Origin of the sequence: Glaciimonas soli, assembly GCF_009497155.1 — a bacterium.
GTDB lineage: Bacteria > Pseudomonadota > Gammaproteobacteria > Burkholderiales > Burkholderiaceae_D > Glaciimonas > Glaciimonas soli.
This window is the reverse complement of the sequence record NZ_WINI01000001.1, coordinates 772,223-794,694: the sequence shown is the minus strand read 5'-3', so window position 1 is coordinate 794,694 and position 22,472 is coordinate 772,223. Positions and strand designations below refer to the sequence as shown.

Genomic DNA, 22,472 nt, shown 5'->3' with positions numbered 1-22,472 from the left:
CTTGTATATTCAGCGCGATTAAAAAGTGTTTTTCCATTCGCGTAACGCAGCAAATGTTTGAACTGCATCTGCCGTTGTATCTAAGCGGCCGGCATGTTTTAACGTGGCAATGACTTCTGCTTGTTGATAACGTAAAAACGGATTGGTCGCATTTTCCAATCCTATGCTTGAAGGTACGGTTGGAATATGCTGGTCTCGTTTAGCTTGTTCCTGAGCAATACGCGCGCGAAGTGCTGCATTTCCCGGCTCAACTGCAAACGCAAAGCGCAGATTAGCCATCGTATATTCATGCGCGCAAAACACCTGTGTTTGCACTGGCAAGGATGCTAACTTGCTCAGTGATGAGGTCATTTGAGCAGGCGTACCTTCAAACAGGCGGCCACAGCCACCAGCAAATAAAGTATCACCACAAAATAACCAATTTTGTTCGGCGGCGACATACGCGATATGGCCAAGGGTGTGACCCGGTACTTCCAGAACAGATAAGTTTAATGATAATTCTGGCAAGTGAACCACATCGCCTTCACTTAAATGCGTCGTCACGCCCGTGATTTTTTCACGCGCTGGGCCGTATACTGGTAGCTTGCGACCTTGTTCGGCAAAGTGCTGCAATAAAGTTTGTACGCCACCAACATGGTCAGCATGGTGATGTGTCAGTAAAATAGCGGAAAGTGTCAGCTTATGCGCTTCCAGTGCCGCAATCACTGGTGCAGCATCGCCGGGATCAACGACTGCTGCGTGCTGATCATCATGGATCAGCCACAAATAATTGTCGTGAAATGCAGGAATCGTCAACACACGTAGCTTGGTGTTTTCAGTAGTGTTCGAAGTGTTGTTGTTAAATAAGGTCTTCATGGCACATCCGGCTAAAGATAAATTTCCTGCGGAAAAGAGCATTATAGCGCTCGGCCCCTGGTTGCAGACGCCTATAGGCAGTTATATGCAAGCTTGGGAACAAGCGCGTTTGGATACGTTGACGGCAGATATTTTTGGTTTTAATGCGTTACAAATCGGCATGCCGGAAATGCATGCATTACAAGCCAATCGTATGCCTTATCAATGGCTCACCAATGGTGAGGTTGGCGCTGCCGAGAACGCAAATAAAATTGTGGTCGCCCACGATTTTAGTGAGCTGCCATTCGCGACGCAAAGTGTGGATTTGGTAATTTTGCCGCATGTATTGGAATTTTCGGCTGAGCCGCATCAGGTCTTGCGTGAGGTGGAGCGCGTATTGATTCCTGAAGGTCAGGTGATTATTTGCGGCTTTAACCCCGCCAGTTTGTGGGGATTGCGGCAGTCGACAGGGCGCTTGTCTGGCGCACATTTTTTACCGCAGAATGCTGAATTTATTAGCTTGCCGCGTTTGAAAGACTGGTTGAAATTGCTGAATATGGAAGTCAATCGCGGGCACTTCGGTTGCTATGTGCCGCCGTGCAGCACTGAAAAATGGTTGCATCGTTTTGCATTTATGGAGAAAGCCGGGAATCGTTGGTGGCCTTATTTTGGCGCGACTTACATTGTGCAAGCGATTAAACGTGTCAAAGGTATGCACTTGATCGGCCCGGCATTTAACAAGCAGGCAATTAAGGCGCATAAGGGCGTGGTAGCGACGAATAAGTCAACTAAATAGGTGGTTGTTGATTTTTCTGTTTTTTTCTGTCGAGCACTGGAGTATGGCGGGCATCCGATTTTTTGCCCGTGCGGTATGGTGGCGTAGATGTTCAAGAGAGGGTTGGGCCTGCACTACGCTCTTTGAAGTGAATAATTTTCTTTCTGGTATTCTCCGCACGGGTAAAAAATCGGATGTCCGCCATGCTCCGTGCTGAATACAGAGTAATGCTTACTATGAATGTGTATTGATAAAAGAGAACATGGATAAAGTAGAAATTTATACCGATGGCGCTTGCAAAGGCAATCCTGGCACTGGTGGTTGGGGTGCGTTGTTGATTTCTGGCGATCACGAAAAAGAATTGTTCGGCGGCGAGAAAAACACCACCAACAACAGGATGGAATTGTTAGCCGTGATCGAAGCATTGAATATGCTGAAAAAACCATGTGAAGTGATCGTGCACACAGATAGCCAATACGTCCAAAAAGGCATCAGCGAATGGATACATGGCTGGAAAGCGCGGGGTTGGAAAACCGCCGCCAAAGCACCTGTAAAAAATGTCGACTTATGGCAAGCCCTGGATGCGGCGCAAGCGCGCCATCAGATTCAATGGCGTTGGGTAAAAGGGCATGCAGGGCACGTCGGCAACGAGCGTGCCGATGAGCTGGCCAATCGTGGTGTGACGACGGTTCTATAAGAATTTTTAACTGAAAAGACTATGCGACAAATTGTTTTAGATACAGAAACGACAGGCCTTAATCCTCGTACCGGCGACCGAATTATTGAAATCGGTTGCGTCGAATTAATCGACCGCCGTTTGACTGGCAATAATTATCATCAATACATCAACCCTGAACGCGATTCGGAAGAGGGCGCGCTGGCGGTGCATGGACTGACTACGGAATTTCTTAGTGATAAACCAAAATTTTCTGCGATCGCAGCGGAATTTAAAAACTACATCAACGGCGCAGAAGTCATTATCCATAACGCACCGTTCGATCTCGGGTTTTTGGATGCGGAATTTGCCCTGTTAGGGCAGGAGAAGTTCAGCCGTGAAGTCGCTGGTGTCGTAGATACTCTGGTGCAAGCCAAGGAAATGTATCCGGGCAAGCGTAACTCGCTCGATGCTTTATGTGATCGCTATGGTATTTCTAACGCGCATCGCACTTTGCATGGCGCTTTGCTCGACTCAGAATTACTGGCCGAAGTGTATTTAGGCATGACGCGCGGTCAAAACAGCTTCAGTATTGATTTTGGCGATCAAGATAGCGGCACTGATGAGCACGGTGCGGCAATTCCATTAGCACCATTGGCCGAAGTGTTGCTACGCAGCGCCAATGAGGAAGAACTGGCTGCGCATGAAGTCGTATTAACGGATCTTGATAAGCAAATTAAAGGGCAATGTATTTGGCATAAAGTTGTTGATACACCCGCTGAAGGATAATTGTTGCTCAAACAAACTCCTTGATATTAATCATATGCAACATTTATTCGGTTTTCACTTATCTTTTCGTGGAGAAATCAGAAAATAAGGTTGAACTGTGTTTGCTGTTGTTGTATGATCTCGTCCTGTTGCAAAAGGGCGGTTAGTTCAGCTGGTTAGAATACTTGGTCGACATCCAAGGGGTCGCAGATTCGAATTCTGCACCGCCCACCAGAATATTAAAGGGTTACAAGCATTGCTTGTAACCCTTTTTGTTTTGTGTGATTACTTTAATCAATCAAAGTGTTGGCGACGAATATTCTTCACGCAGCAGGGAATGTTGTAATAAATCCTGATATTTTCCTGCCCAATAACCGGCCTGGCGCAGCAACCCTTCTTGTACGAAACCATGGGTCGCCAAGACTTGCAGTGACGCCTGATTTTCAGGGTGCACTTGTGCTTCAATCCGATTTAATCCCATCTCCATAAATCCCCAATGCAATGTAGCCGCTAGTGCTTCACGCATAAATCCCTGACGCCAATATTGTTGGTCAAGTTCATAGCCAAGCATGGCGCAACTCCAATCAACATTCCATCTGAAAAAACCACAGGTACCGATTAACGTTTGATCGGATTTACGTGCAACACCCCAACGTCTTGCCGGGTGTGGTGTATTACGCCATTTTTCGATCAACGCTTCAGCTTGCGTCAGATCAGCCATAGGATTAGTGCCGAAATAGCGCATAACGTCGGCATCACTGTGGATACGAAAGAGAGTAGCCGCATCTTCCGGAATAATTTCACGCAAGTGCAAACGCTCAGTTTCTAATGTCGGGAAGTCGTTCATGGTGGAAGTGCTCAATTTTATTATTTAGGATTCATGTAGAACTACGGTTGGAAGCATATTTTCCACTCATAGTTTGATCAGGCCAAATGATTACCGTACTTTCAACTGATAAGTCGTGGTCTGGCGATAAATCTGACCCGGCCGCAGTATTACCGCTTCAGCATCGGGGCCGTTGATCTGATTGGGATAAGCCTGTGCTTCCAGACAAAAGCCATCGTGCTTGCGGTAGGCGTCGGCACTGCGCCCCTGTATCCCCGCCAGAAAATTCCCGCTATAGAACTGCAAACCGCTTTCCGTAGTCGCCACCGACAATTGACGGCCAGAGCCGGGATCGTAGACGGTCGCCACTTCCCTAAGCGGCTGCACGTTGCGACCCTGGTCCGGCACAGTGGGATATTGCTGCCGCAAGCAATAGCAATGGTCGAAGCCTTTGGCTAATGTGAGCTGAGGATCGGGCCAGGCCAGGCGCGGTCCGATCGGTGCTGGCTCGCGGAAATCGAAAGCACTGCCGGCAACGCTGGCGGCCTTTACGGGAATCAGTTGGCTATCGACTTGCAGATACTGGTCGGCGGCGATGGCAAGGATATGGTCGTAGATATCTGCGCTGCCGCCGTTCAGATTGAAATAGCCGTGTGATGTCAGGTTGAGTGGCGTCGGGGCATCGCAGCTGGCGCTGTAATCTATGCTCAGGCGACCATCGTCGTCCAGGTTATACAGCACACTGACTAGCAAGTTGCCGGGATAGCCAGCATCGCCTTCAGCCGATTCCAGCGTCAGGCGCAAGCCATCTGCTCCGACTTCTACCTGCCACTGCGCCAAATGGAAGCCGCTGTCGCCGCCGTGCAGATGGTTGTTGCCTTCGTTGCGATCGACCAGATAGTCGGCACCATCCAGCGTAAAGCGGCCATTGGCGATGCGGTTGCCCCAGCGCCCGATCAGGCCGCCAAAGTAGGGCGAGTTAGTTTGATAGCCATCACTATCGGGATAACCTAGCAGAATGTCGGCAACGCGACCATAGCGGTCCGGTGCCCACCATGAAACTAGGGTGGCGCCGCGGTCGCTGATGGTGATCCGCATGTCGTGCGCATTGCGCAGCGTGTAGAGAGTGACGCCGTGATCGGCACTGGTACTGGTGATGGTAGTCTGGCTCATAGGCTGTTCTGGCTTTCTGTCTGGTTGATGCTGCGCGCGGTGGACGTCATCCGGTCCTGATATTCGCGCGGCGTACATGCCAATTCACGTTTGAACACGGCATGCATGTATTGCACTGAGGTGAAGCCGCAGCTGACTGCAATTTCAGCGATGCTGCGCGCCTCTTCGTGCTGCTTCTCCAGCAAATTCTTGGCGGCGTCCAGTTTGAAGCGCAGGATTTCGTCATGCACGCTGCGCCCCAGCTCGCGTCGGAAGTACCACTCCAGCGACGAACGCGAAACACCGACGTAGTCCGCTACCTGTTCGGTCTTAATACCTTGGCAGGCATACTGACGGATGAAGTGCATGGCTTGCATCACATGCGGATGATTGAGTGCTTCATGGCGGCTGGACGCCAGCACATTGATACCGGCAGGCGGCACCAGAATGCGAGTGCCAGCCAAACCTGGGCCATGCAGCATCTGATGCAGCAGATGGGCGGCAGTGCGGCCCATTTCGCGCGTGCCCTGGATCACTGAGCTGAGCGGCACCCGGGTCAGGATGCGGGCCAGCGGATCGTTGTCGATGCCGATCAGCGCCACCTGTTCGGGCACCGCGATACCAGCGCACAAACAAGCCTGTAGTAATTGGCGGGCCCGGGCGTCGCTGACGGCGATGATACCGATAGGCTTGGGCAGCGTTTGCAGCCAAGCGATTTGCTGTTCCACTGCGGTGTCCCAGGACTGCGCGCTGGTGCCGACACCACGATATATTTCGCCTTGCATACCGTCGCGCAGCATCAGCGTAGTGAACGCTTTTTCGCGTTCCTGGGCCCAGCGATTGACAGTTGCTACGGGGAGGCTGAAGCAGGCAAAGCGGCGCAGGCCAGCTTCGATCAGATGATCATAGGCCAGTTTGACCAGTTTGAAATTGTCGGTCGCGACATAGGGCGTGTCGACCGGGTAGTCGCCAGCATCGGCGTAGGAACCGCCCACTGCCACCACCGGCAGACTAACCCGCGCCAATGCTTCGCAGGCCGCCGGGTCGTCGAAATCGGCGATGATGCCGTGGCCTTGCCAGCGCTCTATACCTTGCAGGCGGCAGCGGAAATCCTCTTCCAGAAACAGGTCCCAGGCGACGCGCGTGCTGCTCAGATATTCACCGATGCCAGCGATGATGTCGCGGTCGAAGATCTTGTTGCCGTTGAATAGCAGGGCGATGCGATGCACCGCCGGTATTTTTGTCATTCCGCACTCTCCTGGAGTTTTGCAAGCATGCTCCCTGCAAGGAGTCTTAAGAAGCTTGTCAACGTGTCACGACCGACATCGGTCAAACGACCTGTAGCGAGCCTTGCCAGATTGTACCTAGCAGCGTCGCTGGCGTCAGGCTAAATACCATTTTGTGCAAGTGCAATAGAAAGAAACACTAGCCGGTCTGGTGGATTTCGTAATTGTGAAGTGCTCTCTTCGGTTGCTAGTATGACGCCACGATAACCTGCACCATCACCCGACCGGAGACCACCGATGAGTTATTTTCCTTCCGTTACCCCTATTCTTTTCGAGGGCAAGCAGGCGCAATCGCCGTTGGCTTTTCGTCATTACGATGCCAATAAACTAGTGTTAGGCAAGCCGATGCGAGAGCATCTGCGCATGGCCGCATGTTACTGGCATAGCTTCGTCTGGCCCGGTTCAGACGTTTTTGGCGCAGGTACCTTTAACCGCCCTTGGCATGGTTCTGGCGATGCCATGGAATTGGCGCACAAGAAAGCCGATGCTGCCTTCGAATTTTTCAGCAAGCTGGGAATTGACTATTACACCTTCCACGATACCGATGTCGCCCCCGAGGGTGCGAGTTTAGCCGAGTATCGCAACAACTTCGCCCGGATGCTCGATGTGTTGGAACGTAAGCAGGAACAGACCGGCCTGCGCCTGTTGTGGGGCACTGCTAACTGCTTCAGCAATCCGCGCTATGCCGCTGGTGCTGCCAGCAATCCTGATCCGGAAATGTTCGCCTATGCGGCCGCGCAGGTATTTACCGCGATGAACGCGACTCAGCGTCTGGGCGGTGCCAACTATGTGCTGTGGGGTGGCCGGGAAGGTTATGAAACCCTGCTCAATACAGATCTCAAGCGCGAACGCGAACAACTCGGCCGCTTCATGCGGTTGGTGGTAGAGCACAAGCACAAGATCGGTTTCAAAGGCACGCTGCTGATTGAACCGAAGCCGCAAGAGCCAACCAAGCATCAATACGATTACGACAGTGCGACGGTCTACGGCTTTCTTAAGGATTACGGCCTGGAGCAAGAGATCAAGGTGAACATCGAGGCCAACCATGCGACGCTGGCTGGTCACAGTTTTCAGCATGAGATCGCTACTGCGGCCTCGCTTGGTATCCTCGGGAGTATCGATGCCAATCGCGGCGATCCGCAGAACGGCTGGGATACCGATCAGTTTCCTAATAGTGTCGAGGAAATGACGCTGGTCACTTATGAAGTTCTGAAAGCTGGTGGTTTTACTACCGGCGGCTATAACTTTGATTCCAAGGTACGTCGTCAGAGTCTGGAGGAAGTCGACCTGTTCCATGGTCACGTCGGCGCCATGGATGTACTGGCGTTGTCGCTGGAACGCGCCGCTGGCATGATAGCAAACGATTTGCTGGGGCAGTTCAAGAAGCAGCGCTACGCTGGCTGGGACAGCGGCATCGGTCACGATATGCTGGCTGGCAAACTGAGTCTGAGCGATATTGCCGAACACGCCTTTGCCAAGGAACTCAATCCGCAAGCGGTCAGCGGTCGCCAGGAGATGCTGGAAAATCTGGTCAACCGCGCGATCTTCGGCTGACGCCATGTTCATTGGAATTGATCTGGGTACATCCGGCATCAAGGCGATCCTGCTGGATCGCCGTGATCAGGTGCTGGCTAGCGCCAGCCAGCCGTTATCGCTATTGCCGCAGGCTCCGCAAAACGTGCTGTGGCGCGAACAGGATCCGGCCGCTTGGTGGCATGCCTGTGAGCAGGCGCTGCTGGACTTGCTGCGGACGGCAAAGGAGATGGGAATTGCGATCGGCGCCATCGAAGCCATCGGTCTCACCGGTCAGATGCACGGCGCCACTGTGATCGACAATAAAGGGCAGGTATTGCGACCGGCGATCCTGTGGAACGATGGTCGTTCGTTTGCCGAATGCGCCGAGCTGGAAAGGCGCGTGCCGACGTCGCGAGAAATTACCGGCAACCTGATGATGCCCGGTTTCACCGCGCCCAAGCTGTTATGGCTGAGGCACCATGAGCCGCAAGTATTCGAGCAGATTGCCAAGGTGCTGTTGCCCAAGGATTGGCTACGGTATCAGCTTACCGGAGAGTATGCCAGCGACATGTCGGACGCTGCTGGCACGATGTGGCTGGACGTCGCCAAGCGCGACTGGAGCGACGAACTACTGCATGCCACCGGCCTCAGCCGTGCACAGATGCCGTCTCTGCACGAAGGCCCACACATCACCGGCGCACTGAAGGCCGAGTTGGCGCAGCGCTGGGGCTTGGCACAAATTCCTGTAGTGGCTGGTGCTGGCGACAACGCAGCTGGTGCGATCGGCGTTGGCATCGTCAGCCCCGGACAAGCCATGCTGTCGCTCGGCACATCCGGCGTGTATTTCGCTGTCAGCGACGGTTTTCATGCTAATCCCGAGCGCGCCGTACACAGTTTTTGTCATGCCTTGCCTGCTACCTGGCATTTGATGTCGGTGATGCTGTCAGCCGCCTCCTGTCTGGATTTTACGGCGCAGTTATGCGGCTATCCCGATGTTGCGGCGTTGCTGGCCGATGTCGGGCAGCATGGTACGGCAGACATTGCGGCCGATGCGCCGTTGTTCCTGCCTTACTTGAACGGTGAGCGTACGCCGCATAACAATCCCGATGCGCAAGGCGTGTTTTTCGGTCTGCGCGCCGGTACTGCTAGCGTAGATCTGGTGCTGGCGACACTGGAAGGTGTTGGTTTCGGCCTGTGCGATGGCATGGACGCTGTTGATAGCTGCGGCATCGCAGCCGAAGAAATCACCCTCATCGGCGGCGGTTCGCGCAGCGCTGTGTGGGCGCAGATGCTGGCTGACATTAGCGGCCGTCAGATGGTGCAGCGGCAGGGTGGTGACGTCGGACCAGCACTAGGTGCGGCGCGGCTGGCGCGCATTGGCGTCGCTGACAGTAGCGATGACGCTGCATCGCTGCACGAAATTTGTCCGGTGCCGCCGCTGATTGCCAGCTATCAGCCTGATCCGCAAAAGCATGCGCTGTATGCGCAGCGTCGCAAGAAATTCACGTTGTTATATCAGCAGTTAGTACCGGTGTTTTCAGCAGTATGAATCATTAAGAATGATGCATTAAGAACGATGTATTAAGCATGAAGCATCAAGTGTAGTCATATGAAGTTAACTAAAACGAATGATAGGAGACACAGCAATGAACAAGATCCTGAAAAAAAGTCTGTTGGCGATGATGTCGGTAGCCATATTCTCACTCACCAGTTCGGCCGCCATGGCTGATGCCAAGAATCCCAAGATCGGATTTTCTATCGATGATTTGCGGGTGGAGCGCTGGGCGCGTGACCGCGATTTCTTCATCGCCGCGGCGGACAAGTTGGGCGCTAAAGTGTACGTGCAATCTGCAGACGCCAGCGAGGAGCGCCAGATTGCCCAGATTGAAAATCTGATTTCGCGCGGTGTTGACGTCATCGTGATCGTGCCGTTCAACGCTACCGTACTGACCAACGCCGTCAAGGAAGCCAAGAAAGCCGGTATCAAGGTGGTGTCTTATGATCGTTTGATACTGAATGCCGATGTCGATGCCTACATTTCATTCGACAATGAAAAAGTCGGCGAAATGCAGGCTGAAGGTGTGCTCAAGGCACAACCTAAGGGCAATTATTATCTGTTGGGTGGATCACCGACTGATAACAACGCCAAGATGTTGCGTGAAGGGCAAATGAAAGTGCTCAAGCCATCCATCGACAAGGGCGATATCAAAATCGTCGGTCAGCAATGGGTCAAGGATTGGAGTGCGACCGAAGCATTGTCTATTGTTGAAAACGCACTGACCGCCAACAACAACAAGATCGACGCTATCGTCGCTTCTAACGACGGTACCGCTGGTGGCGCGATTCAGGCGCTGGCTTCGCAAAAAATGGCCGGTAAGGTGCCAGTTTCCGGACAGGACGCCGATTTGGCCGCCGTCAAGCGGGTGATTGCCGGAACGCAGGTTATGACGGTGTACAAACCGCTTAATCTGATCGCCTCGGAAGCGGCCAAGCTGTCAGTAGAGTTGGCTCGCAATGAAAAGCCAGCTTATAACTCTCAGTACGACAACGGCCTCAAGAAAGTCAATACGATCCTGCTCAAACCGACGACGCTTACCAGCGCCAATGTCAATCTGCTGGTGAAGGATGGGTTTTACACAGAAGCGCAAATCAGCAGTAAGTAGTGCTGCGCAACCGTATTCATTAATACGGCGAATGTCACTGCAACCGGCGCCAGATCAGGCGCCGGTTGCCCACTCAAATATTGCGCAACGACTGCGAGAACGAACATGTCCGACTATCTGTTGGAAATGCAGGGCATCATCAAGGATTTCGGTGGCGTCCGCGCGCTCGATGGCATAGACATCAAGGTCAAGGCCGGCGAATGTCTCGGCCTGTGCGGCGAAAACGGCGCCGGCAAATCAACGCTGATGAAAGTCCTGTCCGGCATCTATCCGCGCGGCAGCTGGCAGGGTGAGATCCTCTGGCAAGGTCAACCTTTGCAGTCGCAATCGATGCGCGACACGGAAGCGGCCGGCATCATCATCATCCATCAGGAACTGATGCTGGTACAGGAACTGTCAGTGGCAGAAAATATTTTCATGGGCCATGAGATCACGCTGCCTGGCGGACGCATGAATTATCCTGCCATGTACAAGCGCGCGAGCGAGTTGATGTGCGAACTGAAAATGCCGGACATCAATGTGGCATTGCCTGTCATGCAATACGGCGGTGGCCATCAGCAACTGGTGGAAATCGCCAAGGCGCTCAACAAGCAAGCCAAATTACTGATACTGGACGAGCCGTCTTCATCGCTGACGGCGTCCGAAATTGCGGTGCTGCTCGATATCATCCGTGATCTCAAGGCCAAAGGCGTCGCCTGCGTTTACATTTCACATAAGCTCGATGAAGTGGCCGCCGTATGCGACACCGTGGCAGTCATCCGCGACGGCAAGCATATCGCCACCACGCCAATGCAAGAAATGGACGTTGACCAGATCATCACTCAGATGGTGGGCAGGGAAATCACTGCCATGTATCCCGATCAGGAACATGACATCGGTGAGGTGATGTTTGAAGCGCGCAATATCACTTGTTACGATGTCGATAATCCCCGGCGCAAAAAAGTAGACGATATTTCCTTCACTTTGCGGCGCGGAGAAATTCTCGGAATAGCTGGGCTGGTCGGTGCCGGCCGTACCGAACTGGTGTCGGCTTTGTACGGCGCTTACCCGGGGCGTTGCGAGGGAGAAGTCTGGCTGGATGGCGCCAAGGTCGATACTGGCACACCGCTGAAATCTATTCGCCTTGGCCTGTGTATGGTGCCGGAAGACCGCAAGCACCATGGCATCGTGCCGGATCTGAATGTCGGTCAGAACATCACGTTGACCGTGCTGCAGGACTATTCCCACCACAGTCGCATCAATGCCGAAGCCGAGTTAAAAACCATACAGGGTGAAATTACCCGCCTGCAGCTGAAAACCGCCAGCCCCTTCTTGCCGATCACCAGCCTCTCTGGCGGTAACCAGCAAAAGGCGGTGTTGGCCAAGATGTTGCTGGCACGACCTAAAGTGCTGATTCTGGACGAGCCGACGCGCGGCGTCGACGTCGGTGCCAAGGCTGAGATCTACCGTCTGATGGCGGAACTGGCGCGGCAGGGTGTGGCGATCATCATGGTGTCGTCCGAGCTGGCCGAAGTGCTGGGCGTCTCCGACCGGGTGCTGGTGATTGGCGAAGGTAAACTGCGCGGTAATTTCACCAACAAAAATCTGAGTCAGGAAACCGTGTTGGCCGCGGCCATCGATCAATCGCAGCATCCGGCATTACAGCCGACCACAGCCGACCGCTATCATCAGGAATCACTATGAATACTGTCAATATCAAGCAATTGTTCCGACAATACAAGATTATGGTCTTGCTGATCGCCATCGCCCTCATTTGGGCTTTCTTCAGCTGGAAAACCGAAGGCGGTTTCGTCACGCCGCGCAATCTTTCCAACCTGCTGCGCCAGATGTCGATTACCGGCATCCTTGCCTGCGGCATGGTACTGGTAATTATCGCCGGCGAAATCGATCTCTCGGTCGGTTCCATGCTCGGCTTGCTGGGCGGCGTCGCCGCAGTGCTGAACGTCACCCACCATCTGCCGCTGCCGCTCAATCTGCTGCTGGTGTTGCTCATGGGGTTGGGGCTGGGTTTGTTCAACGGCTATCTCACCGCCTATATGCGGATTCCCTCATTCATCGTCGGCCTTGGCGGTATGCTGGCGTTCCGCGGGATTTTGTTGGGTGTTACCGGCGGCCTAACGATTGCCCCGGTTTCCAGCGATCTGGTGTATCTCGGCCAAGGTTATCTGCCACCGCAATTCGGCATCGTGCTGGGGATAGGTCTGTTCATATTGGCGCTGGGCCTGAGCTGGCGTCAGCGCAGCAACCGCCTGCAGCACGGCTTGCCGGTGCCGCCCGTGTGGCGCGACACGGTTCGCGTGCTGCTGATTGGCGCGGTGCTGCTGGCATTTGTGCGCACCCTTAATACTTACGATGGCATTCCTGTGCCAGTGTTGCTGCTGCTGGCTCTGCTTGGTTTGTTCAGCTACATCACATCGCAAACTGTGTTCGGTCGTCGCATCTATTCGGTCGGCAGCAATATGGAAGCGACCCGGCTATCGGGCGTCAACGTGCAGGCGGTCAAGCTGTGGGTATTTGGCATCATGGGCATGATGTGCGCGTTGGCCGGACTGGTCAACACCGCACGACTGGCGGCTGGTTCACCTTCCGCTGGAAATATGGGCGAGCTCGATGCCATCGCCGCCTGTTTCATCGGCGGTACTTCCATGCGTGGCGGTTCCGGCACAGTATATGGTGCGCTGATCGGCGCGCTGGTGATGGCCAGCCTCGATAACGGCATGTCCATGCTGGACGTCGATACTTACTGGCAGATGATCGTCAAGGGCAGCATCTTGATGCTGGCGGTGTGGGTGGATGTCAGTACGCGTTCTAGTCGCTGAGTGGAAATGACCTTACGATGATGTGAACTTGTTGCGTGACTGAGGCAGTTTTACGGAAGTTCCGCCTCAGTATTTTCTTCCATGATACGATCTCCGATAACAAGGAGAGGACGATGCCATCGGAGAAAATTGCCGGTTATGAAATTGAATACTCAGGTGTTTTGTTGCCCAATACCGAACGTTGGGCCGCATACCTGAATATTTATGGTCCTTCATGCAATCCCATGCACCGGAATAATATTTTTAAATTTCAGCGCGTCTTAATTGAGCAAGAATTTCCCAATGAAGCGGCAGCGGAACAAGCTGCACTTAGTGCGGCGCGCGGCATGCTCAAAAAGTCTTAAGCGCTGATAATATCTTCAGGTATCAGCGAAAAAATTTTTGCCGCCCGTGGTTCACCGCGATACACCAATCGATGTCTTGCCAGTGTTTCAAATTGCGCGCCAAGTTTTTCGGCGACACGCTGGCTACCGAGATTTCCTTCTTGCATAACGATTTCCAGTCGGGTCAAACCTAGCCGGTCAAAGGCAAATCGCACAATAGTCTTTGCCGCAAGGACCGCAATACCACGACGGGTGTGGTCGGTGCGTACCCAGTAACCCACATTGGCCATTTGATTACGGTGATTAATGCAGTTGATGGCAACAGCACCGACGATCAACCCTGTTTTAATCGCGATGATATTAAAATTGAAAGAGTTTTTGGCGGCCCAATCGGTTTCGGCAAATTGTAAAAAGTTGCTGGCATCTTCTAGAGAAAATGACTCCGTACACCAGGTTTCCCAGCGCCCGATTTCGTTTAACGAAGACTGAACGGCTTCGCATAAAGCTGGCGCCTCGCTGACATCTAATGGTCGGATTTCAAATTCATCATCGCGATAAATTGCTTTGCGTTGCATAGGTATTCCCATTAAAAATATTATTTACAGGACTTACGCAAAAAGAATGTCAGGTTGGAAAAGCGTAGCGCCTTCCGACATGAGGTATTTTATCCACCCTCGAACAGGGTTGATGATGACACAGATAGTGCGGAATATTTGAATCGCAGTGCTTCAGGTGCCATGAAAGAGGGGGCGAGTAAATCATTTACTCGCCCCCTCGTGCCGTTATTCAATGATTAAGCGACGCTCATGTCTTTCGCGGTCAGGCAACTTCCTTGGCGCTGACGATGGATTTCGAAACCAGACCGTATTCGATGGCTTCCGGTGCCGACATCCAGAAATCGCGGTCGATGTCGGCCTTTACTTTTTCCAGTGTCTGCCCGGTTTCCTTGGCGATCAGGGCGCCGATTCTCTCACGCACGCGAATGATTTCACGCGCCTGTATCGCGATGTCGGAAGCCTGGCCGCCGACGCCGCCGCTCGGTTGATGGATCAGGAAGCGGGTGTTTTGCAAGCAGAAGCGGCGTTCTTTGGGAACCGACAGGAACACGTTGACTGCGGCGCTGCCGACCCAGCCACTGCCGATCATGTTGACCGGAGCATCGATGAAGCGGATCACGTCATGGATTACGTCGCCCGATTCCACATGGCCACCCGGTGAGCAGACCAGAAAATTGATCGGTGCCTTGGATTCGCCCGAGAGGGCAATCAGCTGGCGCACGACGTCGCGCGCCACGGTGTCGTTGATTTGGCCGAACAGCAGGACGGTGCGTGACTTGAATGCTTTCTCTTCCAGGAAGGCGTCGCGTTGGGATGCATTGGTTTCTACTTTTTCTTCCATGATGGTCCTCTAAGATGTTGGGGAATGCATTGACTGCAAAAGCACCAGTGTAAACCAAAAAGCCCCCGCAAATCGCGGGGGCTTTTTTTGTTATTGCTGCCTGCTAGTTGTCGATACGATATGAGTGCGATCAGAATGCCGGAACCACTGCGCCTTTATATTTTTCTTCGATGAATTTCTTCACTTCCGGTGAATTTAGCGCGGCTGCCAGCTTCTTCACGGCCGGGCTATCCTTGTTGTCGGCGCGGGCCACTAACAGGTTGGCGTAAGGTGAATTAGCATCTTCGATGAACAGCGAATCCTTGACCGGATTGAGCTTGGCTTCAATCGCATAGTTGGTGTTGATCAACGCCAGATCGACCTGATTCAGCACACGCGGAAGGGTGGCGGCTTCCAGCTCTTTGAACTTCAGGTGCTTGGGATTTTCGATGATGTCTTTCTGAGTCGCAGAGATATTGCCTGGATCCTTCAGTTTCAACAACCCCTGACGCGACAGCAGCAGCAAGGCGCGGCCAGAGTTGGACGGATCATTCGGGATGGCGACCGTAGCACCGTCCGGCAAATCAGCCAGTTTCTTGTACTTGCTTGAATAGCCAGCGAACGGTTCGACATGGACCTTCGTGATCACTACTTCCAGGTCGTTCTTGTGATTTTTCTTAAATTCGTTCAGGTACGGCAAGTGCAGGAAGAAATTGCCGTCTACCCGCTTTTCGTTAGTCTGCACCGCCGGCTGGACGTAATCGGTGAATACCTTGACTTCCAGATCGACACCTTCCTTGGCCAGGATCGGCTTGACGAATTCGAGGATTTCCGCCTGCGGCACCGGAGTCGCGGCGATCACCAGTTTGTCGGCGGCTTGCGCCGGCGCTGCCGCGATCAGGCTGAAGGTCGAGAACACTGCTGCGGCCAGGCCGAGCGAGAATGAAAATTTACGTGACATAGATACTCCCTTTTTGGATTTTAAAAACAACGTTACTTAACTTGCGAACTAAGCTGCAAAAATCATTTACGCGTGAAATGCTGCACCAGACGATCGCCGGAAAATTGCAATACTTGCACCAGCACCACCAGTACGGCGACGGTGGTTATCATGACTTCAGTCTGGAAGCGCTGGTAGCCGAAACGGATCGCCAGGTCGCCGAGGCCGCCGCCACCGATCACACCCGACATGGCGGCGTAGGACATCAAGGCAATCGCGGTGACGGTGGTAGCTGCGATCAGTCCGGGCAGGGCTTCCGGTAGCAGGGCACCGAAGATGATCTGGCGCTTGTTGGCACCCATGGCCTGGCAGGCTTCCACCACGCCACGGTCGATTTCACGCAAGACGTTTTCCACCAGTCGCGCAAAGAACGGCGCGGTGCCCAGCACTAGCGGCGGAATCGCGCCCAGCACACCGAGCGATGTACCGACCAGCAGTACCGTGATCGGGATCATCACGATCAACAGAATCAGGAATGGCACCGAGCGCAATACATTGACGATCAGTGACAGCACGCGGTAGATGCCGCGCTGTTCTAGCAGTTGGCGTTTGCCTGTGATGAATAGCAGGATGCCGAGTGGTAGCCCGAGCAGTATTGTAAATAGCAGGGAAAAGCCAGTCATGGCCAAGGTTTCCCAGGTGGCTTGCCAGATATCGGACCAGTCGATCAGAGAGAAATCCATTATGCGAGTACCTCATGGCGAATGTTGTGCTGGTCCAGCGTGGTGAATACTTGCGCGACGTCGGCAGTTTCGCCGTGGATTTCCACCAGCAGCTGGCCGTAAGGAGTATCCTTGATGCGGGCGATGGTGCCCTGCAGAATAGTGATCAAGGCCGGCGTGGCAGCGGCGATACTGCTCAGGATAGGCTGGTAGGTGATATCGCCGACATAGGTCAGACGCACCAGCAGCCCGCGCAACTGGCTGGCGCCTGGCACAGTCGACGGCAGCAATGACGTTTCGGCCGAGAATGGTGTGCTTTCGGCGACCATGCTGCGCGTTACGGCATGCTGCGGATGAAGGAACACTTCGGCCACGTCGCCGGTTTCGACGATATGTCCAGCTTCTATCACCGCAACGCGGTCACAGATGTTGCGGATAACTTGCATCTCATGCGTAATCAATACGATAGTCAGACCCAACTTGCGATTGATATCGAGCAGCAGGCGCAGGATCGCTTGCGTGGTTTCTGGATCAAGTGCAGAGGTCGCTTCGTCGCACAGCAGCAGGTGCGGCGTGTTGGCCAATGCGCGGGCGATGCCGACACGCTGTTTCTGGCCGCCGGACAATTGCGCCGGATACTTGTCGCGCTGTTCGCTCAGACCGACTAAATTGAGCAATTCGGTTACCCGGGCGGCACGTTCTTGCTGCGTATATTTGCCGGTAATTTTTAGCGGCCAGTCGATGTTGGCGGCGACGGTTTTGGCGCTGAGCAGATTGAAATGCTGAAAAATCATGCCGATGCGCTGGCGCAGCCGGTGCAGGCCGCTGTTATCAAGCGCGGTAATGTCTTCACCCTCGATCAGCACTTGGCCGCTGGATGGACGCTCCAGCATATTGAGGGTGCGGATCAGCGTACTTTTACCTGCGCCGGAGCGGCCGATGATGCCGAAAATTTCACCCTTCTTGATGTGCAGGTTGATATCGGATAACGCGGCGACAGGAGTGTCGTTGGTTTTGGCTTTGCGTTCCAGCGGATAGGTTTTATGCAGGTGTTCGATGCGGATCACAAGTTTGCTTCACAAATTCAGTCAGGCTTGCAATCTTATCAGTGCTCCTATATGCGCCAAAGTTATATATTATTATTTGTATATATCAAATATGCTATTAAGCTATATTTTCACTTGTCAGTAGTGTTAGCGAAGAACGCGCAAAAAATGCTATTTACGGCATGACAATGACACGATGCAAGCACTCCTGAGTGAACTGACCAAAAATCTTGCCGGCCAATAGCCAAGCTTTTCAATCTGCCGCATGCAATTTTGAGCAATTCTTCATTACAGAATCAGAAGCCCCAAAGCGATAGCCGCAGGTAGTGCTTGAATAAACAAAATTTTTCGATTGACTGTAGCTGCGCCAAACACCCCGGCAACGATGACGCAGATCAGGAAGAATATTTTAATCGCTGTGCCGGCAGAACCAAGCGACAAACCCCACACCAGGCCAGCCGCCAGAAAACCGTTATACAAACCTTGATTCGCCGCCAATGATTTTGATGCAGTGGCAAATTCTTGCGTGAGTCGGAAGGTTTTTAAGCCGTAAGGCTTATCCCATAAGAACATTTCTAACACCAGAAAATACGCATGTAACAAAGCGACGATGGCGATCAAACTGTTGGCAAGGATGGTCATGATGAAATTCTTTCAGAATGTGTTTTTGTGATACGTCCAGGATTGAAACTTTGTGCAATTATTAAGAACGTATATATGCATACCCTTCATTTTGGCGCTTCATCAACTCAACCACACCGGACGGGACATAAGCTATGGTGCTGATCATGTCGTCATGACTGAAATGCGCGCCGTGCATGCTGTTCTCACAAGCGACAATTTTCACACCTGAAGCCACGGTAGTTGAGACTTTATCGGCGACTTCTGATTTTGCCAACAGCATCTCAATCGCCGGGCCGTACACCACGATTTCCAGCGTGGCATTGTCGTTTCCTATTTCTTTTTGCGCGTTTTTCACATTGCCTAAAGTGAGCCACCATTTTTTTGGATCGGCATCGCTGATGGCGAAAACTGCTTTTATACCTTTGGCAGTAACGTTCGCCGCTTGAGGTGTTTGCGCCTTTGCGCTCTTACCGAAAAATCCGGCAAGCCCAGTTATGGCAAGCGAACTGAGGAAGAGGGTGCGGCGCGATTTGAAAAGATTGTTCATGACATATTCCTTCGTTGTCTCATTATTTGTTGCGTCATCATTTATTGACGAGTTGTTTTGACACTGTCAGTGTTAGCAAGCCGCCGACAATCAATGACGCAGCCAATACATACATGCCGATATCGGTGCTGTGCGTCGTATCTTTAAGCCAGCCGATGATGAAAGGACTGACGAAGCCCGCCAGATTGCCGAGTGAGTTAATCAAGGCGATCCCGGCGGCTGCGGCGGCGCCGCTGAGGAAGGCCGTTGGCAAGCTCCAAAACAGCGGCAACACCGTCATGATGCCAGCGGTCGCCAGCGTCAAAGAACTCATTGCCAGCAAGGTGTTGTGGTCATATACCGTGCTTAAAATCAGACCGACGCTGCCAAGAAAAGCGGGAATCGCCACGTGCCAGCGACGTTCGCGTCGGGCATCGGCGCTGCGGCCTATCAAAACCATGGCGACGGCAGATACGGCATAGGGAATCATGGTGAGCAAGCCGATGTTGAGCGGATCGGTGACGCCGGTGGTTTTGATAATAGTGGGTAGCCAAAAGCCGACGCCATACAGTCCCATGACGAAGGAAAAATAAATAACCGCCATCAACCAGACTTTTGGATTAACGAAGAGTTGGCCCAGCGATTGCGTTTGTTTCTGATGGTCTTCTGCTTTGATATCAGCTTCTAGTATTTGCTTTTCTTCTTCAGATAACCACTTGGCATCACGAATCCGGTCTTGTAAATACCAGATCACGACAGCGCCTAATATGAAGGATGGAATCGCTTCTACAATAAACATCCACTTCCAGCCGGCTAAACCGTTCACACCAGACATGCTATGTAAAATCCAGCCAGATAAAGGGCCGCCGATGACACCTGCAATCGGGACGCCGGTCATGAAGATGGCAATGATCTTTCCACGGCGATGGGATGGGAACCAATAGGTCAGATATAAAATCACACCCGGGAAAAAGCCCGCCTCCGCAGCACCCAACAAAAACCGCATGATATAAAATGTGGTCGGCGTCGTCACAAAAATCATCGCAGCAGAAATAATCCCCCACGTGATCATGATGCGCGCAATCCATATTCGCGCACCGACTTTGTGCAAAATGATATTGCTGGGGATTTCGAACAGAAAATAGCCGATGAAGAAAATCCCGGCACCAAGGCCATATATGGTTTCGCTAAACTGCAAATCATTAAGCATCTGCAGTTTGGCGAAACCAACGTTGACGCGATCCAGATAGGAGGCGACATAGCAGAGAAATAACAGCGGCATCAAACGCCAGGTGACTTTGGTATAGGTGGCGTTAGCCTTGGATGGAGTATTGTCTGCCATGTACATCCTCTTTATGAGATTTATTATTAGGTGCTAGAGTAGGCGATGTCGGATTTTGTGCTCATTCAACTCTGTAAATAATATTGCATCAGCGTTAAAAGTATAGGTTAATGTGGGCCTTATGTTGGAAAATAAATTATCAAGAAGCGAAGGAAATCACAATGGCAAAGAAAAAAGAAGATGATCTCGACCCGGAAACGCTGGCGTTGATTCAATGGTGTACCGAGATGGAGCCATTTTTAGTGGCTGGCGGCGCAACCTTGGTTCAGGCGCAGGATTTTATTGAAGAAAATATTGAAGAACTGACTGATCAGTTCTATGACGGCGTCACGCCGGAAGAGGCGGCGAAAGCGGCGTTGGGGTGATGTTTTGATGGAAAACGGATGGTGAGATGATATGGCACGGCCTGCCATGGCATGCCATGTCTTTGAGCATCTTATTTAATCCAGATTCGGTCGGTACGGTCACCTGTTCCAGCTGAAAAACCACGCTCAATGAGAGCGCAAATTGTGGAGTCGCGACGCGCATTATGGTTTTCCATTGAACCTGATGCTGTCTGCCGCAGTGATTCGAGATCACCCTTTGAAGATACAAATTCGCGTAATTGCTGATTGCTCATCCCTTCTAGCCTAGATCGCGCTGTTTCAACATCCTTTTCAGAGTAATAAAACGGAATGTTTGCGATTGCCTTTGGGTTTGTAAAATGGTAAGTACGGTCTGTGTGCGACAGTATCAGAGTGACGACTTTCTTACTTTCCTCAGAGGTATACCCAATTTCGTACTCGATATGAAATGCGCCTCTTAGAAAATTTGTACAAGCGCAACCGGTGCGCGAATGGCCAGTTCTATCGTCAATAACAGTGAAAATTGCATACTCCGAGCTATTTTCTACCGCTGATTTGAAGCTCGACTCAGTTTGTAATGGTACTGAAATAGCCGTCCCAGTCATTGCTGCAAAAAGACAGAACACAAGCGATTTTAATGAAGATGTTTGCATAAAGGATTGTGCAAGAAAGATCGAAGTGCGCTGTCGGGAAATCACAAATTTAGTAAATTTCAATAATGCGGTGGCCGCTCATGCGGCAACCCACCTGCATTGGCATTGTCAGCCATTCCTTTGATATGACGGGCCAATGCTGCGCACATGGTTTCTAACTGGTCTATCTTTTTCTGCTGCAGATAAACCAGTTTGTTGAGTTCATCGAGCAAATCCTCTTGACGCGAGACTTTGATTTCGATGGCTATGAGTCTATTTTCCACACATTCCCTAACTAGTTTTTGTTACTTTACTCAAGTGACGCGGACGATCCGGGTCCATGCCACGGGCAACTGACAGTTGCGCCGCCATCACATAAAACGCCAGTATAGCAACGATAGGGTCCAGATCTGGTGTCGCTGCAATTGGCAAAGTCAGATCACGCTCTGCAACATCGCTTGGTGCGGCGAGTAATACTTTGGCGCCGCGTCCGCGCATTTCCTCTGCCAGTTTCAACAAACCAGCTTGAGTCGGACCTCTGGTAGCGAACATCAGTAACGGATAACCCTCATCAATCAAGGCCATCGGACCGTGTTTGATTTCTGCGCCGCTGAAGGCTTCAGCCTGAATCGCTGAAGTTTCTTTGAATTTCAGTGCGGATTCCAGTGCCAGCGGGAAGCTGATGCCGCGTCCTACCACCATGATGTTGGTGGCTGGAGTCAATACCTCCAACGCAGGCGACCAATCGCTATGACTGGCAACATCTAACGCTTCTGGCAATGTATCTAACGCAGCTAAAAATGCTGCATCATTTTGCCAATGGCCGGTGAGCAGTGCGCCGGCGACCAGACTAGCGATAAAACTTTTGGTCGCTGCGACCGACAGTTCCGCACCGGCGTGTAATGGCATCGCCCATTCTGCATTTGTGGCAAGTGGAGAGCTGGCATCATTGACCAGTGCGACAGTGGTGGCGCCACCATCACGGAAATAACGGATAGGTTCGATCACATCCGGGCTTTGGCCGGATTGTGAAATCGCAATGGCTAATGCATCACGCGCAAGCAGTGGCGCTTTATTCAAGGTGACGAGAGACATTGGCAGCGAGGCGACGATGCGCCCCAAGCGCGCCATGATCAGATAGGCGCAATAATTGGCCGCATGATCGGAGCTGCCACGCGCTACAGTCAAAATACTGCCAGGCGGCGCAGCGCGCAGACGTGCGCCGAGTTCGGCATAGCGATCGCGATCTTGTTTTAATTGTGCGGCGACATGCTGTCCTGCTGATTGTGCTTCTTTCAGCATC

The 22,472-nt window shown here is 52.4% G+C and carries 25 protein-coding genes and 1 tRNA gene; 11 read left to right on the top strand and 15 right to left on the bottom strand.

Translation table 11 applies throughout. From position 1 onward, the window contains the following. Positions 1 to 18 precede the first annotated feature (18 nt). Positions 19 to 855 (bottom strand): hydroxyacylglutathione hydrolase, encoded by an 837-nt coding sequence (gene gloB / locus GEV47_RS03705; protein WP_153233327.1) that lies wholly within the window; start codon positions 853 to 855, stop codon positions 19 to 21. On the opposite strand from gloB, the gene GEV47_RS03700 reads away from it, so the two are divergent. The 4 genes from GEV47_RS03700 (at position 854) to GEV47_RS03685 (ending at position 3,266) form a co-directional block, all read left to right on the top strand. After that, the gene (locus GEV47_RS03700) at positions 854 to 1,630 is read left to right on the top strand and encodes a class I SAM-dependent methyltransferase (protein WP_153233326.1); all 777 of its coding nucleotides are present in this window, start codon (positions 854 to 856) and stop codon (positions 1,628 to 1,630) included. The genes gloB and GEV47_RS03700 overlap by 2 nt on opposite strands. A 241-nt stretch (positions 1,631 to 1,871) precedes the next feature. After that, positions 1,872 to 2,306: a ribonuclease HI gene (rnhA, locus tag GEV47_RS03695; RefSeq protein ID WP_153233325.1), complete on the top strand. Its 435-nt coding sequence runs from the start codon at positions 1,872 to 1,874 to the stop codon at positions 2,304 to 2,306. A 21-nt stretch (positions 2,307 to 2,327) separates the two neighbouring features. Then, on the top strand, positions 2,328 to 3,053 hold the full coding sequence (gene dnaQ, locus GEV47_RS03690; protein ID WP_153233324.1) for a DNA polymerase III subunit epsilon: 726 nt from the start codon (positions 2,328 to 2,330) through the stop codon (positions 3,051 to 3,053). A 136-nt stretch (positions 3,054 to 3,189) separates the two neighbouring features. Continuing rightward, positions 3,190 to 3,266 (top strand) — tRNA-Val (locus tag GEV47_RS03685). 64 nt (positions 3,267 to 3,330) lie between these two features. Here GEV47_RS03685 and GEV47_RS03680 read toward each other — a convergent pair. From GEV47_RS03680 to GEV47_RS03670, 3 genes are all read right to left on the bottom strand, one after another. Further along, positions 3,331 to 3,894, bottom strand: coding sequence for a GNAT family N-acetyltransferase (locus GEV47_RS03680; RefSeq protein WP_228124544.1), 564 nt, complete (start codon positions 3,892 to 3,894; stop codon positions 3,331 to 3,333). Between the two features lie 75 nt (positions 3,895 to 3,969). Then, the gene (locus GEV47_RS03675; RefSeq protein WP_153233323.1) at positions 3,970 to 5,031 is read right to left on the bottom strand and encodes an aldose epimerase family protein; all 1,062 of its coding nucleotides are present in this window, start codon (positions 5,029 to 5,031) and stop codon (positions 3,970 to 3,972) included. Continuing rightward, positions 5,028 to 6,257, bottom strand: coding sequence for a XylR family transcriptional regulator (locus GEV47_RS03670; RefSeq protein WP_153233322.1), 1,230 nt, complete (start codon positions 6,255 to 6,257; stop codon positions 5,028 to 5,030). The genes GEV47_RS03675 and GEV47_RS03670 overlap by 4 nt, the downstream gene beginning before the upstream one ends. Before the next feature lie 276 nt (positions 6,258 to 6,533). On the opposite strand from GEV47_RS03670, the gene xylA reads away from it, so the two are divergent. From xylA to GEV47_RS03640, 6 genes are all read left to right on the top strand, one after another. Further along, on the top strand, positions 6,534 to 7,850 hold the full coding sequence (gene xylA, locus GEV47_RS03665) for a xylose isomerase (protein WP_153233321.1): 1,317 nt from the start codon (positions 6,534 to 6,536) through the stop codon (positions 7,848 to 7,850). Between the two features lie 4 nt (positions 7,851 to 7,854). Beyond that, positions 7,855 to 9,360, top strand: a complete 1,506-nt coding sequence (gene xylB / locus GEV47_RS03660) for a xylulokinase (RefSeq protein ID WP_153233320.1) — start codon at positions 7,855 to 7,857, stop codon at positions 9,358 to 9,360. A gap of 130 nt (positions 9,361 to 9,490) precedes the next feature. Further along, on the top strand, positions 9,491 to 10,474 hold the full coding sequence (gene xylF, locus GEV47_RS03655; protein ID WP_407646202.1) for a D-xylose ABC transporter substrate-binding protein: 984 nt from the start codon (positions 9,491 to 9,493) through the stop codon (positions 10,472 to 10,474). A gap of 105 nt (positions 10,475 to 10,579) precedes the next feature. After that, positions 10,580 to 12,157, top strand: coding sequence for a D-xylose ABC transporter ATP-binding protein (gene xylG / locus GEV47_RS03650; RefSeq protein WP_153233318.1), 1,578 nt, complete (start codon positions 10,580 to 10,582; stop codon positions 12,155 to 12,157). Further along, the gene (locus GEV47_RS03645) at positions 12,154 to 13,293 is read left to right on the top strand and encodes a sugar ABC transporter permease (protein WP_153233317.1); all 1,140 of its coding nucleotides are present in this window, start codon (positions 12,154 to 12,156) and stop codon (positions 13,291 to 13,293) included. The genes xylG and GEV47_RS03645 overlap by 4 nt, the downstream gene beginning before the upstream one ends. A 113-nt stretch (positions 13,294 to 13,406) precedes the next feature. Next, positions 13,407 to 13,637 (top strand): hypothetical protein, encoded by a 231-nt coding sequence (locus tag GEV47_RS03640; RefSeq protein WP_153233316.1) that lies wholly within the window; start codon positions 13,407 to 13,409, stop codon positions 13,635 to 13,637. Here GEV47_RS03640 and GEV47_RS03635 read toward each other — a convergent pair. From GEV47_RS03635 to GEV47_RS03600, 8 genes are all read right to left on the bottom strand, one after another. After that, a complete protein-coding gene (locus GEV47_RS03635) occupies positions 13,634 to 14,191 on the bottom strand; it encodes a GNAT family N-acetyltransferase (protein WP_228124543.1) in 558 nt (185 codons plus the stop codon). The genes GEV47_RS03640 and GEV47_RS03635 overlap by 4 nt on opposite strands. A gap of 244 nt (positions 14,192 to 14,435) precedes the next feature. Continuing rightward, entirely contained in the window at positions 14,436 to 15,014 is a 579-nt protein-coding gene (locus GEV47_RS03630; protein ID WP_153233314.1) for an ATP-dependent Clp protease proteolytic subunit, read from the bottom strand. A gap of 130 nt (positions 15,015 to 15,144) precedes the next feature. Beyond that, on the bottom strand, positions 15,145 to 15,954 hold the full coding sequence (locus GEV47_RS03625) for a MetQ/NlpA family ABC transporter substrate-binding protein (RefSeq protein WP_153233313.1): 810 nt from the start codon (positions 15,952 to 15,954) through the stop codon (positions 15,145 to 15,147). 62 nt (positions 15,955 to 16,016) lie between these two features. Further along, on the bottom strand, positions 16,017 to 16,676 hold the full coding sequence (locus GEV47_RS03620) for a methionine ABC transporter permease (RefSeq protein WP_153233312.1): 660 nt from the start codon (positions 16,674 to 16,676) through the stop codon (positions 16,017 to 16,019). Next, positions 16,676 to 17,722 (bottom strand): methionine ABC transporter ATP-binding protein, encoded by a 1,047-nt coding sequence (locus GEV47_RS03615; RefSeq protein ID WP_322741534.1) that lies wholly within the window; start codon positions 17,720 to 17,722, stop codon positions 16,676 to 16,678. The genes GEV47_RS03620 and GEV47_RS03615 overlap by 1 nt, the downstream gene beginning before the upstream one ends. Positions 17,723 to 17,989: 267 nt before the next feature. Then, positions 17,990 to 18,343 carry a DUF1304 domain-containing protein gene (locus GEV47_RS03610; protein WP_153233311.1) on the bottom strand — a complete coding sequence of 118 codons (354 nt, stop codon included), beginning with the start codon at positions 18,341 to 18,343 and terminating at the stop codon, positions 17,990 to 17,992. A 61-nt stretch (positions 18,344 to 18,404) separates the two neighbouring features. Beyond that, entirely contained in the window at positions 18,405 to 18,872 is a 468-nt protein-coding gene (locus tag GEV47_RS03605; RefSeq protein WP_153233310.1) for a DsrE family protein, read from the bottom strand. Positions 18,873 to 18,909: 37 nt separating this feature from the next. Then, positions 18,910 to 20,193 carry an MFS transporter gene (locus GEV47_RS03600; protein WP_153233309.1) on the bottom strand — a complete coding sequence of 428 codons (1,284 nt, stop codon included), beginning with the start codon at positions 20,191 to 20,193 and terminating at the stop codon, positions 18,910 to 18,912. 161 nt (positions 20,194 to 20,354) lie between these two features. Here GEV47_RS03600 and GEV47_RS03595 point away from each other — a divergent pair, with 161 nt between their 5' ends. After that, complete coding sequence (locus tag GEV47_RS03595; protein WP_153233308.1) at positions 20,355 to 20,558, top strand: globin family protein; 204 nt, start codon at positions 20,355 to 20,357, stop codon at positions 20,556 to 20,558. A gap of 71 nt (positions 20,559 to 20,629) precedes the next feature. Here GEV47_RS03595 and GEV47_RS03590 read toward each other — a convergent pair whose 3' ends face one another. The 3 genes from GEV47_RS03590 to GEV47_RS03580 are packed head-to-tail and all read right to left on the bottom strand — an operon-like array spanning position 20,630 to position 22,471. Then, positions 20,630 to 21,190: a hypothetical protein gene (locus GEV47_RS03590; protein ID WP_153233307.1), complete on the bottom strand. Its 561-nt coding sequence runs from the start codon at positions 21,188 to 21,190 to the stop codon at positions 20,630 to 20,632. A gap of 59 nt (positions 21,191 to 21,249) precedes the next feature. After that, the gene (locus GEV47_RS03585; protein ID WP_322741533.1) at positions 21,250 to 21,453 is read right to left on the bottom strand and encodes a SlyX family protein; all 204 of its coding nucleotides are present in this window, start codon (positions 21,451 to 21,453) and stop codon (positions 21,250 to 21,252) included. Positions 21,454 to 21,460: 7 nt separating this feature from the next. After that, on the bottom strand, positions 21,461 to 22,471 hold the full coding sequence (locus tag GEV47_RS03580) for an SIS domain-containing protein (RefSeq protein ID WP_194270583.1): 1,011 nt from the start codon (positions 22,469 to 22,471) through the stop codon (positions 21,461 to 21,463). Between the last annotated feature and the right edge of the window lies 1 nt (position 22,472).